The 17,416-nt window shown below is 70.5% G+C and carries 17 protein-coding genes; 13 read left to right on the forward strand and 4 right to left on the reverse strand.

The window, feature by feature from the left end; translation table 11 throughout:
- Window positions 1–39 precede the first annotated feature (39 nt).
- Entirely contained in the window at window positions 40–795 is a 756-nt protein-coding gene (gene prcA, locus RCO28_RS11370; protein ID WP_308940924.1) for a proteasome subunit alpha, read from the forward strand.
- Window positions 796–896: 101 nt separating this feature from the next.
- Here prcA and RCO28_RS11375 read toward each other — a convergent pair whose 3' ends face one another.
- Window positions 897–1,901, reverse strand: coding sequence for a LacI family DNA-binding transcriptional regulator (locus RCO28_RS11375; protein WP_308940925.1), 1,005 nt, complete (start codon window positions 1,899–1,901; stop codon window positions 897–899).
- Window positions 1,902–2,022: 121 nt separating this feature from the next.
- Here RCO28_RS11375 and RCO28_RS11380 point away from each other — a divergent pair, with 121 nt between their 5' ends.
- The 12 genes from RCO28_RS11380 (at window position 2,023) to RCO28_RS11435 (ending at window position 14,222) form a co-directional block, all read left to right on the forward strand.
- The gene (locus RCO28_RS11380) at window positions 2,023–3,282 is read left to right on the forward strand and encodes an MFS transporter (RefSeq protein WP_308940926.1); all 1,260 of its coding nucleotides are present in this window, start codon (window positions 2,023–2,025) and stop codon (window positions 3,280–3,282) included.
- A gap of 9 nt (window positions 3,283–3,291) precedes the next feature.
- Complete coding sequence (pafA, locus tag RCO28_RS11385; protein WP_282534778.1) at window positions 3,292–4,653, forward strand: Pup--protein ligase; 1,362 nt, start codon at window positions 3,292–3,294, stop codon at window positions 4,651–4,653.
- A gap of 163 nt (window positions 4,654–4,816) precedes the next feature.
- A complete protein-coding gene (locus RCO28_RS11390; RefSeq protein ID WP_308941237.1) occupies window positions 4,817–5,803 on the forward strand; it encodes an FKBP-type peptidyl-prolyl cis-trans isomerase in 987 nt (328 codons plus the stop codon).
- A 68-nt stretch (window positions 5,804–5,871) separates the two neighbouring features.
- Complete coding sequence (locus tag RCO28_RS11395) at window positions 5,872–6,246, forward strand: FKBP-type peptidyl-prolyl cis-trans isomerase (protein ID WP_308940927.1); 375 nt, start codon at window positions 5,872–5,874, stop codon at window positions 6,244–6,246.
- A gap of 123 nt (window positions 6,247–6,369) precedes the next feature.
- Entirely contained in the window at window positions 6,370–7,323 is a 954-nt protein-coding gene (locus tag RCO28_RS11400; protein ID WP_308940928.1) for a WYL domain-containing protein, read from the forward strand.
- 18 nt (window positions 7,324–7,341) lie between these two features.
- Window positions 7,342–8,322, forward strand: coding sequence for a WYL domain-containing protein (locus tag RCO28_RS11405; protein WP_308940929.1), 981 nt, complete (start codon window positions 7,342–7,344; stop codon window positions 8,320–8,322).
- A 23-nt stretch (window positions 8,323–8,345) separates the two neighbouring features.
- A complete protein-coding gene (locus RCO28_RS11410) occupies window positions 8,346–8,669 on the forward strand; it encodes a hypothetical protein (protein ID WP_308940930.1) in 324 nt (107 codons plus the stop codon).
- Window positions 8,670–8,679: 10 nt separating this feature from the next.
- Window positions 8,680–8,877 carry a hypothetical protein gene (locus tag RCO28_RS11415; protein WP_308940931.1) on the forward strand — a complete coding sequence of 66 codons (198 nt, stop codon included), beginning with the start codon at window positions 8,680–8,682 and terminating at the stop codon, window positions 8,875–8,877.
- A gap of 208 nt (window positions 8,878–9,085) precedes the next feature.
- Window positions 9,086–9,370, forward strand: coding sequence for a Sec-independent protein translocase subunit TatA (gene tatA, locus RCO28_RS11420; RefSeq protein WP_282513152.1), 285 nt, complete (start codon window positions 9,086–9,088; stop codon window positions 9,368–9,370).
- 92 nt (window positions 9,371–9,462) lie between these two features.
- The gene (tatC, locus tag RCO28_RS11425) at window positions 9,463–10,359 is read left to right on the forward strand and encodes a twin-arginine translocase subunit TatC (RefSeq protein ID WP_308941238.1); all 897 of its coding nucleotides are present in this window, start codon (window positions 9,463–9,465) and stop codon (window positions 10,357–10,359) included.
- 42 nt (window positions 10,360–10,401) lie between these two features.
- Entirely contained in the window at window positions 10,402–11,307 is a 906-nt protein-coding gene (locus tag RCO28_RS11430) for a diacylglycerol kinase (protein ID WP_308940932.1), read from the forward strand.
- 101 nt (window positions 11,308–11,408) lie between these two features.
- The gene (locus tag RCO28_RS11435; protein ID WP_308940933.1) at window positions 11,409–14,222 is read left to right on the forward strand and encodes a DEAD/DEAH box helicase; all 2,814 of its coding nucleotides are present in this window, start codon (window positions 11,409–11,411) and stop codon (window positions 14,220–14,222) included.
- Between the two features lie 34 nt (window positions 14,223–14,256).
- On the opposite strand, the gene RCO28_RS11440 is transcribed toward RCO28_RS11435, so the two are convergent.
- The 3 genes from RCO28_RS11440 to RCO28_RS11450 all read right to left on the reverse strand — a co-directional run bounded on the left by RCO28_RS11440 (window position 14,257) and on the right by RCO28_RS11450 (window position 17,233).
- Window positions 14,257–15,222: an RluA family pseudouridine synthase gene (locus RCO28_RS11440; protein ID WP_308940934.1), complete on the reverse strand. Its 966-nt coding sequence runs from the start codon at window positions 15,220–15,222 to the stop codon at window positions 14,257–14,259.
- Window positions 15,223–15,383: 161 nt separating this feature from the next.
- Window positions 15,384–16,244, reverse strand: coding sequence for a siderophore-interacting protein (locus RCO28_RS11445; RefSeq protein ID WP_308940935.1), 861 nt, complete (start codon window positions 16,242–16,244; stop codon window positions 15,384–15,386).
- 83 nt (window positions 16,245–16,327) lie between these two features.
- Window positions 16,328–17,233 (reverse strand): 5'-3' exonuclease, encoded by a 906-nt coding sequence (locus tag RCO28_RS11450; RefSeq protein ID WP_308941239.1) that lies wholly within the window; start codon window positions 17,231–17,233, stop codon window positions 16,328–16,330.
- Window positions 17,234–17,416: the final 183 nt, after the last annotated feature.

Consider the following 17,416-nt stretch of genomic DNA (forward strand, 5'->3'; position numbering starts at 1 on the left):
GTGATCGTCCAGCCACTGACAGAAAGGGACGGATAGCCGGTGTCTACGCCGTTCTATGTCTCACCCCAGCAGGCCATGGCCGACCGGGCGGAGTACGCCCGTAAGGGCATTGCCCGTGGTCGCAGCCTGGTTGTGCTGCAGTACGCCGATGGCATCGTGTTCGTCGGCGAGAACCCGTCCCGTGCGTTGCACAAGTTCAGCGAGATCTATGACCGGATCGGTTTCGCCGCGGCCGGTAAGTACAACGAGTACGAGAATCTGCGGATCGGTGGCGTCCGTTATGCCGATCTGCGGGGGTACACGTACGACCGGGACGATGTGACCGCTCGCGGTCTGGCGAACGTCTATGCGCAGACTCTGGGCACCATTTTCTCGAGTGCGGCGGAGAAGCCGTACGAGGTGGAGTTGGTGGTTGCCGAGGTCGGTGAGACGCCTGAGGGTGACCAGATCTATCGGTTGCCGCATGACGGCTCGATCGTGGATGAGCACGGTTCGGTCGCGGTGGGTGGCAATGCCGAGCAGATCAGCAGTTATCTGGATCAGCGGCATGAGGACGGGATGAGTCTTGCCGCGGCGTTGAAGCTGGCTGTGCAGGCGTTGTCGCGGGAGCCGAACGGCGGGGAGCGGGAGATTCCCGCCGAGCGGCTCGAGGTTGCGGTGCTTGACCGTACGAGGCCGCAGCAGCGGAAGTTCAAGCGGATCGTCGGTCGGCAGTTGGCGCGTCTTCTGGAGGCGGATGGTGCGGCGTCCGCGCCGACGGATGCGCCTTCGGATGAGGAGGAGGGCGAGGAGTAGTCCCGCCTGGAGGTCCTCCGGCCGGTTTCGGCCAGCCGTAGCGTGTGCCCTGTGCCCCGTGTCGCTCTTGGAGCGGTGCGGGGCACAGGGCGTTTTGGGGTTCAGGCGGGGGGTGGTGGGGCGGTGGAGTCGCGGATGACGAGTTGGGTGGGGAGTGCGTCGATCTGGGGTGTCCGGCCGCTGAGGAGGGCGGTGAGGGCTTCCATGCCGCGTTCGCCGACGCGTTCGGCGGGGAGGCGGACGGTGGTGAGTTCGGGGTCGACGGCGGTGGCGAGGGCGAGGTCGTCGAAGCCGGTGACGGAGAGGTCCTGGGGGACGCGGAGGCCCATGCGGCGGGCGGCTTTGCAGGCGCCGGCGGCGATCATGTCGCCGTCGCAGATGACGGCGGTGGGGCGGGGGCCGGGGGCGGCGAGGGCCTGGGTGGCGGCGGCGCGGGAGTAGGCGGCGGAGAGGGGGGCGTGGGCGGTGCGGAGGGTGGTGTGGGGGGTGGTGCGGAGGGTGTCGTGGATGGCCTGGGCGCGGGCGGCGAAGGTCCAGGAGTCGATGTCGGCGGCGAGGTGGAGGAAGTGGCGGTGGCCGAGGGTGAGGAGGTGTTCGGTGGTCTGGCGCATGCCGTCGGCGACGTCGAGGTTGACGTGGGCGCCCGCGGTGGGGTCGGTGGGGTCGCTGTCGAGCATGACGAGGGGGAGGTCGGCACCGCGGAGTGCGGTGAGGGCGTGGGCGGCCATGGAGGAGGCGATGACGCCGTCGAGGGCGGTGCGGGCGGAGGCGAAGGGGTCTTTGGCGGGGCCGGTGCCTTCGGGGGAGGGGTAGAGGACGACTCCGAAGCCGTGCTCGGTGGCTTTGCGGGCGGCACCGGTGTAGACGCGGGCGAAGAAGTCGTTGGTGAGGGCGGGGACGACGAGGAGGGCGGTGCGGGTGCGGCCGAGGCGGAGGTTGCGGGCGGCGAGGTTGGGGCGGTAGCCGAGTTGGCGGGCGGCGTCGCGGACGCGGTCGGCGGTGGTCTCGGAGACGCGGCCGCGCCATTTGTCGCCGAGTACGAGGGAGACGGCGGCCTGGGAGACTCCGGCGGCCTTGGCGACGTCCTTGCTGGTGGGCCGTGCCACGTCGAGCTCCGTTCTGGTGGCGTGTGCGCGAGGTGGGGCGGTCTGTGTGGGGTGGACCGGGGGTCCGCGCTCATGGTACGTATGGAGCGGCGTTATACGTAAAACTTCCAGGGGGCAGGACATGGCCGCGGGATACGTGGAGCTGTTGCGGACCCGGCATGCGGCGCGGCTGCTCAGCGGCACGCTCGTGGGCCGGCTGCCGAACGCCACGGGGCATATCGCGATCGTCCTGTTCACGCGCGCGGAGGGCGGCAGCTACACGCTCGCGGGGGCGCTGGCCGCGGTGTACGGGCTCGCCACGGCCGTCGGGCAGCCGCTGCTCGGCCGTGCGGTCGACCTGCGGGGCCAGCCGCCGGTGATGCTGCCCGCGGCGGTGCTGTCGGCGCTCGGCATGGCCGCGTTCGCGTTCGTGGGGATCGGTTCGCTGCCGCTCGCGTACGCGGCGGTGGGCGTGGCCGGTCTGTTCACGCCACCGCTGGAGGGCGGCCTGCGGGCGTTGTGGCCGAGTGTGCTCGGGCGGGCGGACAAGGTGCATGCGGCGTACGCGTTGGACGCGGTGGCGCAGGAAGTCATGTTCACCGTGGGGCCGTTGCTGGTGACGTTGTTGGTGGCGCTGTGGTCGCCGGGGGCGGCGTTGCTCGTCATCAACGTGATCGGGGTGCTCGGGGCGCTGTCGGTGGTGGTGTCGGAGCCGTCGCGGAAGTGGCGGTCGGCGCCGCGGGAGGCGCACTGGCTGGGGGCGTTGCGTTCGCCGGGGCTGCTGGCGCTGCTCGGTTCGTTCTTCTTCGTGGGGCTCGCGCTTGGCTCGATCACGGTGGCGGGTGTGGCGTACGCGGACGACCAGGGCCAGGACGCGGTGTACGGCTGGCTGATGGCGGCGCTGGGTCTGGGTGCGCTGCTCGGCGGTGTGGTGTATGGCGCGCGGCAGTGGGCGGGGGTGCCGGAGCGTCGGCTGCGGGTGCTCGTGGGCCTGTTGGCGTTGGGCTATCTGCCGTTGGCGCTGACTCCGGGTGTGCCGGCGATGTGTGTACTGGCCGCGGTCGCCGGGGTGTTCCTGGCGCCGTCGCTGGCGTGCGCGTTCATCGTGGTGGACCGGCACGCTCCGCGGGGCACGGTGACGGAGGCGTTCTCGTGGCTGGTGACGACGTTCGGTGTGGGTGCCGCGGTGGGAACGGGCGTTGCGGGACCGGCGATCGAGGGCGGTGGCACGGCCCCGGGGTTCGCCGTCGCGGGCGCCGGCGGGGTGGCCGCGCTCCTTGTGCTCCTCGGCACGGTTCGGGTGCTCTCTGCACCGGTGAGCGGTGGGCGTGTCGCGGGCTCGGCGGAAAGTGATCGAAACGGTGCGGTCGAACCCGGTTTCAGTGCGGGGCATCAGGCGTAATGTTCAGTCATGGACCGCCGCATTTTCGGGCTGGAGAACGAGTACGGCGTCACGTGCACGTTCAGGGGACAGCGCCGTCTGTCGCCTGACGAAGTGGCGCGCTACCTCTTCCGCCGAGTCGTGTCATGGGGCCGCAGCAGCAATGTCTTCCTGCGGAACGGCGCCCGCCTGTATCTCGACGTGGGTTCACATCCGGAATACGCAACGCCCGAATGTGACAACGTGACCGAGCTGGTCACCCACGACAAGGCGGGCGAGCGCATTCTCGAGGGCCTGCTCGTCGACGCCGAGCGTCGCCTGCACGAGGAAGGAATCGCGGGCGACGTCTATCTGTTCAAGAACAACACCGATTCAGCGGGCAACTCCTACGGCTGCCACGAGAACTATCTGGTGGCCAGGCACGGGGAGTTCTCCCGGCTTGCCGACATTCTCATTCCGTTCCTCGTCACGCGGCAGTTGCTGTGCGGGGCGGGCAAGGTGCTGCAGACGCCGCGCGGTGCGGTGTACTGCGTGAGTCAGCGTGCCGAGCACATCTGGGAGGGCGTCAGTTCCGCGACGACGCGTTCCCGCCCGATCATCAACACCAGGGACGAGCCGCACGCGGACGCCGAGCGCTATCGGCGCCTGCATGTCATCGTCGGCGACTCCAACATGTCGGAGACGACGATGCTGTTGAAGGTCGGCGCGACCGACCTGGTGCTCCGCATGATCGAGGCGGGCACGGTGATGCGGGACCTGACCCTGGAGAACCCGATCCGGGCCATCCGCGAGGTCAGCCACGACACCACGGGGCGCCGCAAGGTGCGCCTGGCCAGCGGCCGGGAGGCCTCGGCCCTTGAAGTGCAGCGCGAGTACTACGAGAAGGCCGTGGACTTCTGCGAGCGCCGCGGTATTCGTACGGGCACCGTGGAGCGGGTCCTGGAGCTGTGGGGCCGTACGCTCGACGCGATCGAGCAGGAGGACCTGGACAAGATCGACACCGAGATCGACTGGGTCATGAAGTACAAGCTCATCGAGCGGTACCGCGCCAAGCACAACATGACCATGTCGCATCCGCGGGTCGCGCAGATAGACCTCGCGTACCACGACATCCACCGGCGTCGTGGGTTGTACTACCTGCTGGAGAAGAAGGGTCAAGCGGCGCGTATCTGCAACGACTTGAAGATCTTCGAGGGCAAGTCGGTGCCTCCGCAGACCACCAGGGCGCGGCTGCGCGGTGATTTCATTCGCCGGGCGCAGGAGCAGCGGCGGGACTTCACGGTGGACTGGGTGCATCTGAAGCTCAACGACCAGGCGCAGCGCACGGTGTTGTGCAAGGACCCGTTCCGTTCGGTGGACGACCGGGTGGAGAAGCTGATCGCCGGAATGTGATCGCCGGAAAGGTGATCGCCGGTATGGGATGAATCGCCGCTGTTTCCAGGCTGGTTGGGCCGGGAACGCAACGCGGGGCGCCGTACGTTTCTCGTACGGCGCCCTTCTCACGTCGTAGAGTTGCGCGCACCCCACACAAGATCTATCGATGATGAGGCCCCCAGTGCGCCGACGCTCGCTGCTTCTCGCCGTTCCCGCCGGACTGTTGACGCTCGCCGGCTGCGGCGACGACAAGGCCGACAAGTCCAAGTCCAAGGCCACGGACGGCGCTTCCAACTCGGCGGACGCCGCCGCGAAGATCGTGGACGGGCCGCTGCCCCAGATCACCAAGGGCGACAAGTTCGGTACGAAGCCGACGGTCGCGAAGGGTTCCGGCGATCCGTCGAAGAACCTCGCGGTGAAGGTGCTGATCGAGGGCAAGGACGCGAAGGTCGCCAAGGGTGACTATCTGCAGGCCGACTATCTGGGGCAGATCTGGACGTCGGCGAAGGTCTTCGACAACTCCTACGACCGCGGTACGCCGGCGATCTTCCCGATCGGTGTCGGCCAGGTCATTCCGGGCTGGGACCAGGGTCTGGTCGGCAAGAAGGTGGGCAGCCGCGTCGAGCTGGGCATTCCGCCGGCGCTCGGGTACGGCGAGCAGGGCCAGCCGCAGGCGGGCATCAAGGGTACGGACACGCTGGTCTTCGTCGTGGACATCGTGGGCACCTTCAACGCCAAGGCGTCCGCGAAGGGCAAGGACGTCGCGCAGGACAACATCGACCTGCCGAAGGTGGGCATGAACACCGACGGCAAGGCGCCGTCCCTCGACGTGCCGAAGAAGGACGCCCCGAAGAAGCTGGTGTCGAACTATGTGATCGAGGGCGACGGCGAGGCGCTGAAGGCCTCGGACACCGTGCTGGTGCAGTACAAGGGCGTGCTGTGGGACGGCGGCAAGGAGTTCGACTCCACGTACAAGCGCTCGCAGCTCGCGCAGTTCCAGCTGGCGGGGGTCGTCAAGGGCTGGTCGCAGGGGCTGACGGGCAAGAAGGTCGGCAGCCGGGTGCTGATCGTGGTGCCGCCGGACCTGGGGTACGGCGACGAGAAGAAGCAGGGCATTCCCGCCAAGTCGACGCTGGTCTTCTCGGTCGACATCATCGCGAAGATGTGAGTCCGGCCGGCCTTGAGGAAATGTAAGACTGTCCTCGCTGCACATTCGAAGAAGCAGGAGCAATACACGTGAGCATCGACAAGCCCGAGGTCGACTTCCCCGGCGGCGAGCCCCCGGCGGACCTGGAGATCAAGGACATCTGGGAGGGCGACGGCCCTCAGGCCAAGGCGGGCGACACCGTCCAGGTCCACTACGTCGGCGTCTCCTTCTCCAGCGGTGAGGAGTTCGACGCGAGCTGGAACCGCGGCACCCCGCTCGCGTTCCAGCTCGGTGCCGGCCAGGTCATCGCCGGCTGGGACCAGGGTGTGCAGGGCATGAAGGTCGGCGGTCGCCGTCAGCTGGTCATCCCGCCGCACCTGGCGTACGGGGACCGGGGCGCGGGCGGCGGCCGGATCGCTCCCGGCGAGACGCTGATCTTCGTCTGCGACCTGGTCGCGGTCTGATCCGGGTTCCGCCCGAGGGCCCCATGCCTCCTGGCATGGGGCCCTCGGCTTTGCCACGACCCTCCGTAGCGGTACGGTCGAGCGTCGTAGAACAGCGTGCGTGGCAGGTGGGAGAGGGCGTCGATGGCGATTGCCAAGGCAGAGCGGCTGATGAATCTCGCGCTGTGCCTCCTGGGGACCCGGCGGCCGCTGAGCAAGCGTGAGTTGCGCGGCTCCATCGAGGCGTACCTCGAGGCGGGTTCCGACGACTCCTTCAACCGGATGTTCGAGCGGGACAAGGACGACCTGCGGGAACTCGGCCTGGTCATCGAGACCGTCGAGAACATCGACGGCGACGTGGGCTACCTCGCCCGCCGCGACAGCAACCGCCTCCCGCCCGTCACTCTCGATGCCGAGGAGGCCGCCGCGCTGGGCCTCGCCGCGAAGGTCTGGCAGCAGGCCCGCCTCGCCGGTGCCGCGAGCGGTGCCCTGCAGAAGCTGCGCGCCGCCGGACTTCCGGAGGAGGTCGATCCGTACGAGCCGCACAGTGCGCTCGAACCGCGGATCCCCGTGCACGAGGCGGCGTTCGAACCGCTGATGCTGGCCTGCCGCGACCGCCGTCCCGTCGTCTTCGACTACCGCAAGGCCACCGCGGCCCGCCCCGAGGCCCGGCATGTGGAGCCGTGGGCCCTGGAGTGCTGGCGCGGCCACTGGTACCTGGCCGGCTGGGACCGCGACCGGGGTGCCGAGCGGCTGTTCCGACTCTCCCGGATCACCGGCAAAGTCCGTTCGCGCGCCGGGAAGTTCACCGCCGAGGTCCCCGATGTCGTGACCGTACGGGAGACCGTGGCGAGCTGGGCCGGGGAGATCGCCGACCGCTCGGCGAAGCTCAGGCTGCGTGCCGGGGCGGGCTATCCGCTGCGCGCCAAGGCCACGTCGGTACGTGAACTGGGCGACGGCTGGGACGAGTTGGAGATTCCGTACGGGCACGGCATGGATGCCTGGCTCGTCGAGTTCGGGCCCGACGTGGTGGTGCTCGAACCCGCCGAGCTGCGGGCGGACGTCGTGGACCGGCTGCGTGCCGTGGCCAAGGGCTGAGGGGGAGACGGACAGATCATGGCCGCGAACGCGATCGACCAGACCCGCAGGATGCTGTCCCTGGTGACCTATCTGCGCGAGCGCCCCGGTGCTCGTATCGCCGATGTGGCGCGGGCGTTCGGCATCAGCGAGGACGAGCTGATCTCCGACCTGGACGTGCTGCCGCTGTGTGGGACCAGCTTCCGGGGCGGTGACCTGCTCGACATCGACACCGACGGTGAGCGGATCTGGTGGCACAATCCGGCCGCCCTGTCCGCGGAGGCGGCGGCTCCGCTGCGGCTCGCCGCGGACGAGGCGACCGCGCTGCTCGTCGCCGCGCGTGCGGTGGCCACGCTGCCGGGGCTGCGCGAGGGCGACCGGGAGGCGCTGCTGCGCGCCACCGCCAAGCTGGAGGCGGCGGCGGGGGAGACGGCCGGGGCGAGCGACCGGCTGTCGGTCACCTTCGAGTCCGAGGGCGGGGTCTTCGCCGAGGTGGACCGGGCGATCTCCGAGCGGCGCCGCCTCTGGGTGCGCTACTACTCGCCCGCGCGCGACGAGCTGACCGAGCGCGAGGTCGACCCGATCCGGCTGTTCGCGCTCGGCCACACGTACATGGAGGCGTGGTGCTACCGCTCCGAGGCGCGGCGCACCTTCCGCCTCGACCGGGTCGCGGAGATCCGCATCCTGGACGAGCCGGCGGCGCCGCCCGAGCTGGAGCTGCGCGATCTGTCCGAGGCGCTGGTGCAGCCGTCCGCCGACGATCCGGAGGTGGTCGTCGAGGTCGGGCCCGGCGGGCGCTGGGTCGCCGAGTACTACCCGCACGACAGCGCCGAGGAACTGCCCGACGGCGGATTGCGGATCACCCTGCGCACCCCCGACCCGACGTCGCTGCGCAGGCTGGCCCTGCGGCTCGGCCCGGACGGGCGGATCACCGCGCCCGAGGACCTGGCGCAGAGCGCGCGCAGCGCGGCGGCGGAGGCGCTGGCCGCGTACGAGGCCTCCGGCGGGCAGGGGGTCTGAGCGTGCCGGACGACAGGTCGACCATGGCTGATACGTCTCCGAGATCCGCGCTCGGCGCCGTGAGTGTGGAGCGTACGCAGTGCCCTACAGAGGGTCACTCCGAGCCCGTCGTCCCGCGCCGGCCCGGCCCCACGCGGTTCAAGGCCGCCTGCCCCGACTGCCGGGCCCGCTTCCAACTCGCCGCCGGTGCCATCAGGTTGGCCATCGGCGCCAGCCGCCGTACGACCTTCTACTCCTTCATCTGTCCCGAGTGCGACGCCTCCGTCCGCAAGCCCGCAGGTGAGCGGATCGTCGAACTCCTTACGCGCGGTGGGGTGCGGACCCTGCGGCTGCACTCCACGGTCTAGGGTGGCGCGCATGTTCTGGCCCATGATCGCGATCGCCCTGGGGTTCTGCGGGCTCGCCGTCCTCGGTGTTCTCGCCGTACGCGTCTTCCTGGAGGTCAGACGCCTCGGTGCCCAAGTCGCCGACACCGCAGGGAAGATCAACCGCGCCGCGGAGGACCTGGAGCGGGCAGCCACGGACGTGGCGCGGACGGGGCGAGAGACTCTCTAGGGCTCACCTCTCGGAGGCGGGTTCACGGCGCGGGCGCCGAGCGAACGAGGGGCCCGACGGCAAGGCGGTGGCGCCAACCAGGAGTACGCAAGGGGATTGCCCTGCGTTTACTCCAGGGGGTTACGATCGCAGTGAAGCGCGGTGGTCGGATGCCTGTCCAGCCCACCGAGCATCTGATCCTGTCGCCTCGGTGAAGAAGGTAAACGCTATGGGTAGGCTCGGCCCCACCGAGATCATTCTGATCATCCTCGTCATCGTCCTTCTTTTCGGTGCGAAGAAGCTGCCCGACATGGCCCGTTCCCTTGGCAAGTCGGCCCGCATCCTCAAGAGCGAGGCCAAGGCGATGAAGAGCGACGAGAAGCAGAGCGCTCCCGCAGACCCGCCCAACCCGGGCACGGACCAGTCCGCTCCGCGTACGATCCAGGCCGCTCCCGGCGACGTGAACAGCGCGCGCCCGGTGAACGAGCCGTCCGACCGTACGACGCAGCGCTGATCCGGAGCAGGCCGGAGCAGGCCTGCCGCACGAGATGAGGACGTGGGTTGCTCAAGTCTGCCCGCCAACAGGAGAAGGACCCCGAGGGGCGGATGCCCCTCGCGGAGCATTTGCGTGAGCTCCGCAACCGGCTCACCAAGGGAATTCTCGCCATCGTCGTAGTCACGGCCGTGGCCGCGTTCTACAGCGGGGAACTCATGGCGTTCCTCACCGAGCCGGTGCCCAGCTGCAAGGGGGGCCTGGGCGAGTCCACCGGCGGCAACTGCGCGGTGGTCTCATTCAATACGCTGCTCTCGCCGTTCACCACCACGGTGAAGGTCAGCCTCATGGCCGGTGTGATCGTCGCGAGCCCGGTCTGGCTGTACCAATTGTGGGCCTTCGTCGCACCCGGTCTGCACAAGAGCGAGAAGAAGTACACGTACACCTTCGTGGCCGCCGCCGTACCGCTCTTCGCAGCCGGCGCCTACCTCGCGTACATCGTCCTGCCGGTGAGCATGAAGGTGCTGCTCGGCATCACGCCCGAGGGTTCAGCGAACATCCTCGCGCTGGACGACGTCCTTGACTTCACCGTCCGCATGGTGCTCGTCTTCGGTCTCGCCTTCGAGCTGCCGCTGCTGCTGATCATGCTGAACCTGACGGGCATGGTCACCGGGCGCCGCATGGCCGGATGGTGGCGCGGCGTCATCATGGGTGTCTTCGTCTTCGGCGCCGTCGCGACCCCGACCACCGACCCGGTCGGCATGATCGCCCTCTCCGGGCCCATCATCGTGCTGTTCTTCGCGGCCGTCGGAATCTCCCTCCTCAACGACAAGCGCCGAGCCCGCAACAACCCCGACGCCGCCCTCTCCGACGACGAGGCCTCCGACCTCGACCTCACCCCCGAGGCCGTCGGCGACATCGAGTCCGTGCCGGCCGCGCGCGCCCTGCCCGAGCAGGCGAGCACCGACTCCAACGACCGCAGGGCGAACGGTTTCGACGACGTCACCTGATCTTGTAGGGTCCTGCCCCCACACCGTCCCGAGGGGCCCGCAGTGACCAGCGAGATCACACTCTTCGTCAATCCCACCGCAGGACGCGGCCGGGGCGCGCACGCCGCGCAGCCGGCCGCTGCCGCGCTCCGGGCCGCCGGATTCTCCGTACGCACCCTCGTCGGCAACGGCCCCGATGACGCCCTGCGGCGCGCCCGCGAAGCCGTCGACGCAGGCACCGGCGCCCTCATCGCGGTCGGCGGCGACGGCATGGCGGGCCTCGCCCTGCAGGCCGTCGCCGAAACCCGCACCCCGCTCGGCGTGATCGCCGTCGGCACCGGCAACGACTTCGCCCGCGCCCTCGGCCTTCCCATACGCGACCCCGCGGCCGCCGGGAAGCTCGCCGCCGAGGCCCTGAAGAGCGCGCGCATCCGGGACGTCGACCTCGGCCGGGTCGACGGGGAGCGGGCCGACGGACGCTGGTTCGGCACCGTGCTCGCCTCCGGCTTCGACTCGCGCGTCAACGACCGCGGCAACCGCATGCGATGGCCCGCCGGACGCTTCAAGTACGACCTCGCGATGGTCGCCGAACTCGCCGCGTTCCGGCCCGTCCCGTACCGCATCCGGCTCGACGACGGGCCCGTCCTCGAAGTCGACGCCACCCTCGTCGCCGTCGGCAACGGCAGCTCGTACGGGGGCGGCATGCGGATCTGCGCCGGGGCCGTGCTCGACGACGGGCTCTTCGACATCACCGTCGTCGGCGACTGCTCACGCACCACGCTGCTGCGGGTCTTCCCGCGCGTCTACCGGGGCACCCACCTCGACCACCCGAAGGTCACCGTGCACCGGGCCGCCAAGATCAGCATCGAGGCGCCGGACATCACCGGATACGCCGACGGGGAGCCGCTCGGTCCGCTGCCGCTGACCGCGCGGTGCGTGCCCGGAGCCGTCCGCGTCCTCGCTCCCTGAGGCCCCCGTGGCCCGCTCCCCGCAAGGGCGGCGGTCGAAAACCTGCACCCTGAACAAAGATCGCGACGCTGTCAGTGGGGGCGGGTAGGCTCGAAGACAAGATGACAGAGGACCTCTCACCGGCCGAGCGGTACGCGGCAGCACGCAAGCGGGCTGTCGAGCAGGCCACCGCACTCGCATCCTTCCGCGAGATGTACGACTTCGGGCTCGACCCCTTCCAGATCGAGGCCTGCCAGGCGCTCGAAGCGGGCAAGGGCGTGCTCGTCGCGGCGCCCACGGGCTCGGGCAAGACGATCGTCGGCGAGTTCGCCGTCCACCTCGCCCTGAGACAGGGCAAGAAGTGCTTCTACACCACGCCCATCAAAGCCCTCTCCAACCAGAAGTACGCCGATCTGGCCCGCCGTTACGGCCAGGACAAGGTCGGCCTGCTCACCGGCGACAACAGCGTCAACGCCGACGCCCCGATCGTGGTCATGACCACCGAGGTCCTGCGGAACATGCTGTACGCGGGCTCCCAGGCCCTGCGCGGCCTCGGGTACGTGGTGATGGACGAGGTGCACTATCTGTCCGACCGCTTCCGCGGCGCCGTATGGGAGGAAGTGATCATCCACCTCCCCGAGTCGGTGACGCTGGTCTCCCTCTCGGCCACGGTCTCCAACGCCGAGGAGTTCGGGGACTGGCTGGACACCGTCCGCGGCGACACCGAGGTGATCGTCTCCGAGCACCGGCCCGTGCCGCTCTTCCAGCACGTGCTCGCCGGACGGCGGATGTACGACCTCTTCGAGGAGTCGCAGGAGTCCGGCAAGCGCGCCGTCAACCCGGACCTCACGCGGATGGCCCGCCTCGAGGACAGCAGACCCTCGTACGGCAGGGACCGCCGCAAGGGCAAGCGGATCCGGGAGGCCGACCGTGAGCGGGAGCGGCGCTCCAGGTCCCGGATCTGGACGCCCGGCCGCCCCGAAGTCATCGACAGGCTGGACTCCGAGGGCCTGCTCCCGGCCATCACGTTCATCTTCAGCCGCGCGGCCTGCGAGGCCGCCGTCCAGCAGTGCCTGTACGCGGGCCTCAGGCTCAACGACGAGGAGGGCCGCCAGAAGGTCCGCGAGATCGTCGAGGAGCGCACGGCCTCCATCCCCGACGAAGACCTGCACGTCCTCGGCTACTTCGAGTGGCTGGAGGCCCTGGAGCGAGGCATCGCCGCCCACCACGCGGGCATGCTGCCGACGTTCAAGGAGGTCGTCGAGGAGCTGTTCGTGCGCGGCTTGGTGAAGGCCGTGTTCGCCACCGAGACCCTCGCGCTGGGCATCAACATGCCCGCGCGCTCCGTGGTGTTGGAGAAGCTGGTCAAGTGGAACGGCGAGCAGCACGCCGACATCACCCCCGGTGAGTACACGCAGTTGACCGGCCGCGCGGGCCGCCGCGGCATCGACATCGAGGGCCACGCCGTCGTGCTCTGGCAGCGCGGCATGAACCCCGACCACCTCGCGGGCCTCGCCGGCACGCGTACGTATCCGCTGCGCTCCAGCTTCAAGCCGTCGTACAACATGGCGGTGAACCTGGTCCACCAGTTCGGCCGGCACCGCTCGCGCGAGCTGCTCGAAACCTCCTTCGCGCAGTTCCAGGCGGACCGCTCGGTCGTCGGCATCTCCCGCCAGGTGCAGCGCAACGAAGAGGGCCTTGAGGGCTACCAGGCCTCCATGACCTGCCACTTGGGCGACTTCGAGGAGTACGCGCGGCTGCGCCGCGACCTGAAGGACCGCGAGACCGAGCTGGCCAAACAGGGCGCCGTGCAACGCCGGGTGGCCGCGGCCGCCGCCCTGGAGAAGCTCAAGCCGGGCGATGTGATCCATGTCCCCACCGGCAAGTTCGCGGGCCTCGCCCTCGTGCTCGACCCCGGGCTCGCGGCCGGGCGGTCCAACGGCCACCGCGGCTTCGAGAACCACGACGGGCCGCGGCCGCTGGTCCTCACCGCCGAGCGGCAGGTCAAGCGGCTCGCGTCGATGGACTTCCCGGTTCCGGTCGAGGCGCTCGACCGGATGCGGATCCCCAAGTCGTTCAACCCCCGCTCGCCGCAGTCCCGTCGGGACCTGGCCTCCGCGCTGCGCACCAAGGCCGGGCACGTCCGGCCGGAGAAGCACCGCAAGGGCCGCTCGGCCGCCGCGGACGACCGCGAGATCGCCCGGCTGCGGGCCGCGCTGCGCGCCCACCCCTGCCACGGCTGCGACGAACGGGAGGACCACGCCCGCTGGGCCGAGCGGTACCACCGGCTCAAGCGCGACACCCGGCAGCTGGAGCGCCGCATCGAGGGGCGCACGAACACCATCGCGCGCACCTTCGACCGCATCGTCGCCCTCCTCACCGAGCTCGACTACCTGCGCGGGGACGAGGTCACCGACGACGGCCGCCGCCTCGGCCGGCTCTACGGCGAGCTGGACCTGCTCGCCTCCGAGTGCCTGCGCGCCGACGTCTGGGAGGGCCTCAACCCGGCCGAACTCGCCGCCTGCGTCTCGGCGTTGGTGTACGAGGCCCGTGCCGCCGACGATGCGCTCGCGCCCAAGCTGCCCGCCGAGCCGGCCAAGGTGGCGCTCGGCGAGATGGTGCGGATCTGGGGCCGGCTCGACGCCCTGGAGGAGGATTTCCGCATCAGCCAGGCCGAGGGCGTCGGCCAGCGCGAGCCCGACCTCGGCTTCGCCTGGGCGGCGTACATGTGGGCGTCCGACAAGGGCCTGGACGAGGTGCTGCGCGAGGCCGAGATGCCCGCGGGCGACTTCGTGCGCTGGTGCAAGCAGGTCATCGACGTACTCGGGCAGATCGCGGCGGCCGCGCCGAAGGACGGCAGCACCGTCGGCAAGAACGCCCGCAAGGCGGTGGACGCGCTGCTTCGGGGGGTTGTGGCGTACTCGTCGGTGGGGTGAGCCCGGTCCACCGGTCGGCGGGGGCGGCTCGCGCTCAGTGCGTGGCGCCCCCGGCCCAGCCCTCGTGGTCCGTCCACGCCCGCAGGGTGCGCTCGCTCTCGAAGCGGTGCGCGCGGCCGGTCAGCGGGTCGGTGAACTCCAGCGTACGGGCGAGGAGTTGGAGCGGCCGGGAGTAGTCATCGGGCGCGGGGTCGGCGACGACCGGGTACACCGGATCGCCGAGGATCGGCACGCCGAGCGCGTTCATGTGCACCCGCAGCTGGTGGGTGCGGCCGGTGCGGGGGAGCAGCCGGTAGCGGGCGAGCGGGGCGCCCGGGCCGTGCGCGCGGTGGTCGAGGAGCTCGACGCGGCTCTCGCTGTTGGGCTCGCCCGGCACCTCGTACGCGGCGATGATCCCGCGCTCCTTCACGATCCGGCTGCGCACTGTGCGCGGCAGGTCGAGCTCCGGGTTGTACGGGGCGATCGCCTCGTACTCCTTGTGGACCCGCTTCTCGGAGAACAGCCGCTGGTACGCGCCGCGTTCGGCGGGGCGCAGGGTGAACAGGACCAGGCCGGCGGTGAGTCGGTCCAGGCGGTGGGCCGGGGAGAGCCGGGGCAGGTCGAGCTCGCGGCGCAGCCGGGCCAGGGCGGTCTCGGTGATGTGGCTGCCGCGCGGGGTGGTGGCGAGGAAGTGCGGCTTGTCGACGACGAGCAGATGCGCGTCGCGGTACAGCACGCGCGGCGCGAACGGCACGCGGGGCTCGGGGGCGAGCGGGCGGTGGAACCAGACGTGCGCACCGGGGACATATGGGCTGTCGCCGCTCAACGGGCCGTCCACGGCCGCCACTTCACCGGCGGCGAGCAGTGCGTCCACGACGTCCGGGCCCACGGGAAGCCGCTCCACGAGGTAGTCCCGCACGGTCTCCCAGCCTCCGTCGGGCGGGAGCTTCAGGTGTACCGCGTCGATCCCGTCACGCTGGGCGAGGGGCGAGGGCGGAACGTGCGGCTTGCGTCGGGGCACGGGGGCAAGGGTACGGGCCCTCGCGGGGGCGGTCCTCGCGGAGGGAGCTTGCCGCAGACGGGTCGGCACCGTCGACTCGGACCTCGCCGATCGCCCTGCCGGCTCGTCCTCAGGCGCCGGACGGGCTGGATTGGCCGCCCCCGCCCCGGCCCCGGGGTGGCTCAGGCCGCGTTCGCGCCGACCGGCGACTCCTGTTCCGCCTCCACCTGGGCGTTCCACTCGCGCTTGGCGGACTGCCAGCCTTCTTCGTTGTGGCCGAGGCGCCAGTAGCCGGAGATGGAGAGGCGCTCGCGGGGGATCTCGCGGTCCAGGCGGAGATGGCGGCGGAGCTCCTTCACGAAGCCGGCCTCGCCGTGGACGAAGGCCTGGACGTCGCCGGGCGGGAAGGGGAGGTCGCGGACCGCCGCGACGAGGGCCTCGCCGACCGGGCCGGAGCCGCGGTGCAGCCAGGTGATCCGGCTGCCGACGGGGGAGGAGGCGACGTACTGCTCCTCCTCCGGGCCCGAGACCTCCACGAAGGCGTGCACCGGCGCGCCCGCCGGCATCTGCTCCAGGGACGCGGCGATCGCGGGCAGGGCGCTCTCGTCACCGGCGAGGAGGTGCCAGTCCGCCGCGGCGTCCGGTGCGTACCCACCGCCGGGGCCGAGGAAGCGCAGCTGCTCGCCGGGGCGCACGGCGGTGGACCACGGTCCGGCCAGGCCCTCGTCGCCGTGGACCACGAAGTCCACGGTCAGCTCGCGGAGTTCGGGGTCCCAGGCGCGCACCGTGTACGTCCGCGTCACCGGCCACTGGTCGCGCGGGAAGTCCGCGCGGATCTGCTGGATGTCGAACGGCTCGGGGTAGCTCACGCCCGCGGCCGGGAACAGCAGCTTGATGTAGTGGTCGGAGTGCGTGCCCGCCTCGAACTGGTCGAGCCCGGGGCCGCCGAGCACCACCCGCTGCATGTGCGGGGTGAGCCGCTCCGAGCGGAGCACCTCCGCGAGATGGGCCGTCTGCGCTTTGCGGGCCGGACGTTCTGCCACGGAGGCCTCCCTGACCAGTGAATTGCTTAGGTAAGCCTAAGTTAACACTTCACCGTTCGAGAGTGCTCACCGTTCGAGACCGCTCACCCTTCGAGAATGGAGAGCAGCCGCTTCACGCGGCCGGTCAGGCCCCAGCGGGTGGCGAGTTCGTCGAGCGCCGCCGGGTCGCGCGGCTCGCGGGGGAGGGCGAGCGGGACATCGGGGACGGGGACGTCCGTGGCGACGCGGACGACCTTCGGCGCCACCGCGACATACGGACGGGACTCGTCCAGGCGCTTGCGCTGCGAGGGCGTGAGCTTCGACTTCGGGTCGTCGACGGCGGCCATGATCGCGCCGAGGTCGCCGAACTCGGCGATCAGCTTGGCCGCGGTCTTCTCGCCGATGCCGGGCACGCCGGGCAGTCCGTCGCTGGGGTCGCCGCGCAGCAGCGCCAGGTCGACATAGCCGGGGCCGTCCACCGCGTACTTCTCGCGCAGCCACGCCTCGTCGGTGACCTGGAGGGTGCCGACGCCCTTGAGGGGGTACAGGACGCGGATCTCGCGCTTGTCGTCCACGAGCTGGTAGAGGTCGCGGTCGCCGGTGACGATGTCGACCGGGCCGGTGGCGCGGGCGGCGAGCGTGCCGATCACGTCGTCCGCCTCGTACCCTGCCGCGCCGATGCGGGCGATGCCGAGGGCGTCCAGGACGTCCTCGATGATCGGGACCTGCGGGGACAGGGTGTCGGGGATCTCCTCTTCGTCCGCGCCGCCCTGCACCTCCTCGGCGACGCGATGCGCCTTGTACGAGGGGATGAGGTCCACCCGCCACTGCGGGCGCCAGTCCGCGTCCATGCAGGCCACCAGCTCGTCCGGATGGTGGTCGAGGACCAGGCGCGTGATGAACTCGAGCAGCCCGCGCACGGCGTTGACCGGCGTGCCGTCCGGGGCCCGCACGGATTCCGGGACGCCGAAGTACGCCCGGAAGTACAGGGAAGCGGTGTCGAGGAGCATGAGCCGTTGTGTTTGCTGCGTCACACGGGCATCATGCCGCACCCCACTGACAGCGCACCGGCGCCGACCGCGGCACCCGGAAACGATCACGCACCGTGTGCGGTCGTACGCGTAAACGGAATGTGAACGCCCTGCCCTGTGAGCTGGAACACTCTTGCGTTTCAAGCCACTTGGCCAGGGCAG

The sequence above is a fragment of the Streptomyces sp. LHD-70 genome (assembly GCF_031157275.1).
Lineage (GTDB): Bacteria > Actinomycetota > Actinomycetes > Streptomycetales > Streptomycetaceae > Streptomyces.

Bases quoted from the DNA above. Each gene is read 5' to 3' on its own strand.
- RCO28_RS11435 (WP_308940933.1), top strand. From the start codon at position 11,409: ATGACAGAGGACCTCTCACCGGCCGAGCGGTACGCGGCAGCACGCAAG.
- RCO28_RS11380 (WP_308940926.1), top strand. From the start codon at position 2,023: ATGGCCGCGGGATACGTGGAGCTGTTGCGGACCCGGCATGCGGCGCGG.
- RCO28_RS11410 (WP_308940930.1), top strand. From the start codon at position 8,346: ATGGCTGATACGTCTCCGAGATCCGCGCTCGGCGCCGTGAGTGTGGAG.
- tatA (WP_282513152.1), top strand. From the start codon at position 9,086: ATGGGTAGGCTCGGCCCCACCGAGATCATTCTGATCATCCTCGTCATC.
- RCO28_RS11400 (WP_308940928.1), top strand. From the start codon at position 6,370: ATGGCGATTGCCAAGGCAGAGCGGCTGATGAATCTCGCGCTGTGCCTC.
- pafA (WP_282534778.1), top strand. From the start codon at position 3,292: ATGGACCGCCGCATTTTCGGGCTGGAGAACGAGTACGGCGTCACGTGC.
- tatC (WP_308941238.1), top strand. From the start codon at position 9,463: ATGCCCCTCGCGGAGCATTTGCGTGAGCTCCGCAACCGGCTCACCAAG.
- RCO28_RS11450 (WP_308941239.1), bottom strand. From the start codon at position 17,233: ATGCTCCTCGACACCGCTTCCCTGTACTTCCGGGCGTACTTCGGCGTC.
- RCO28_RS11405 (WP_308940929.1), top strand. From the start codon at position 7,342: ATGGCCGCGAACGCGATCGACCAGACCCGCAGGATGCTGTCCCTGGTG.
- RCO28_RS11415 (WP_308940931.1), top strand. From the start codon at position 8,680: ATGTTCTGGCCCATGATCGCGATCGCCCTGGGGTTCTGCGGGCTCGCC.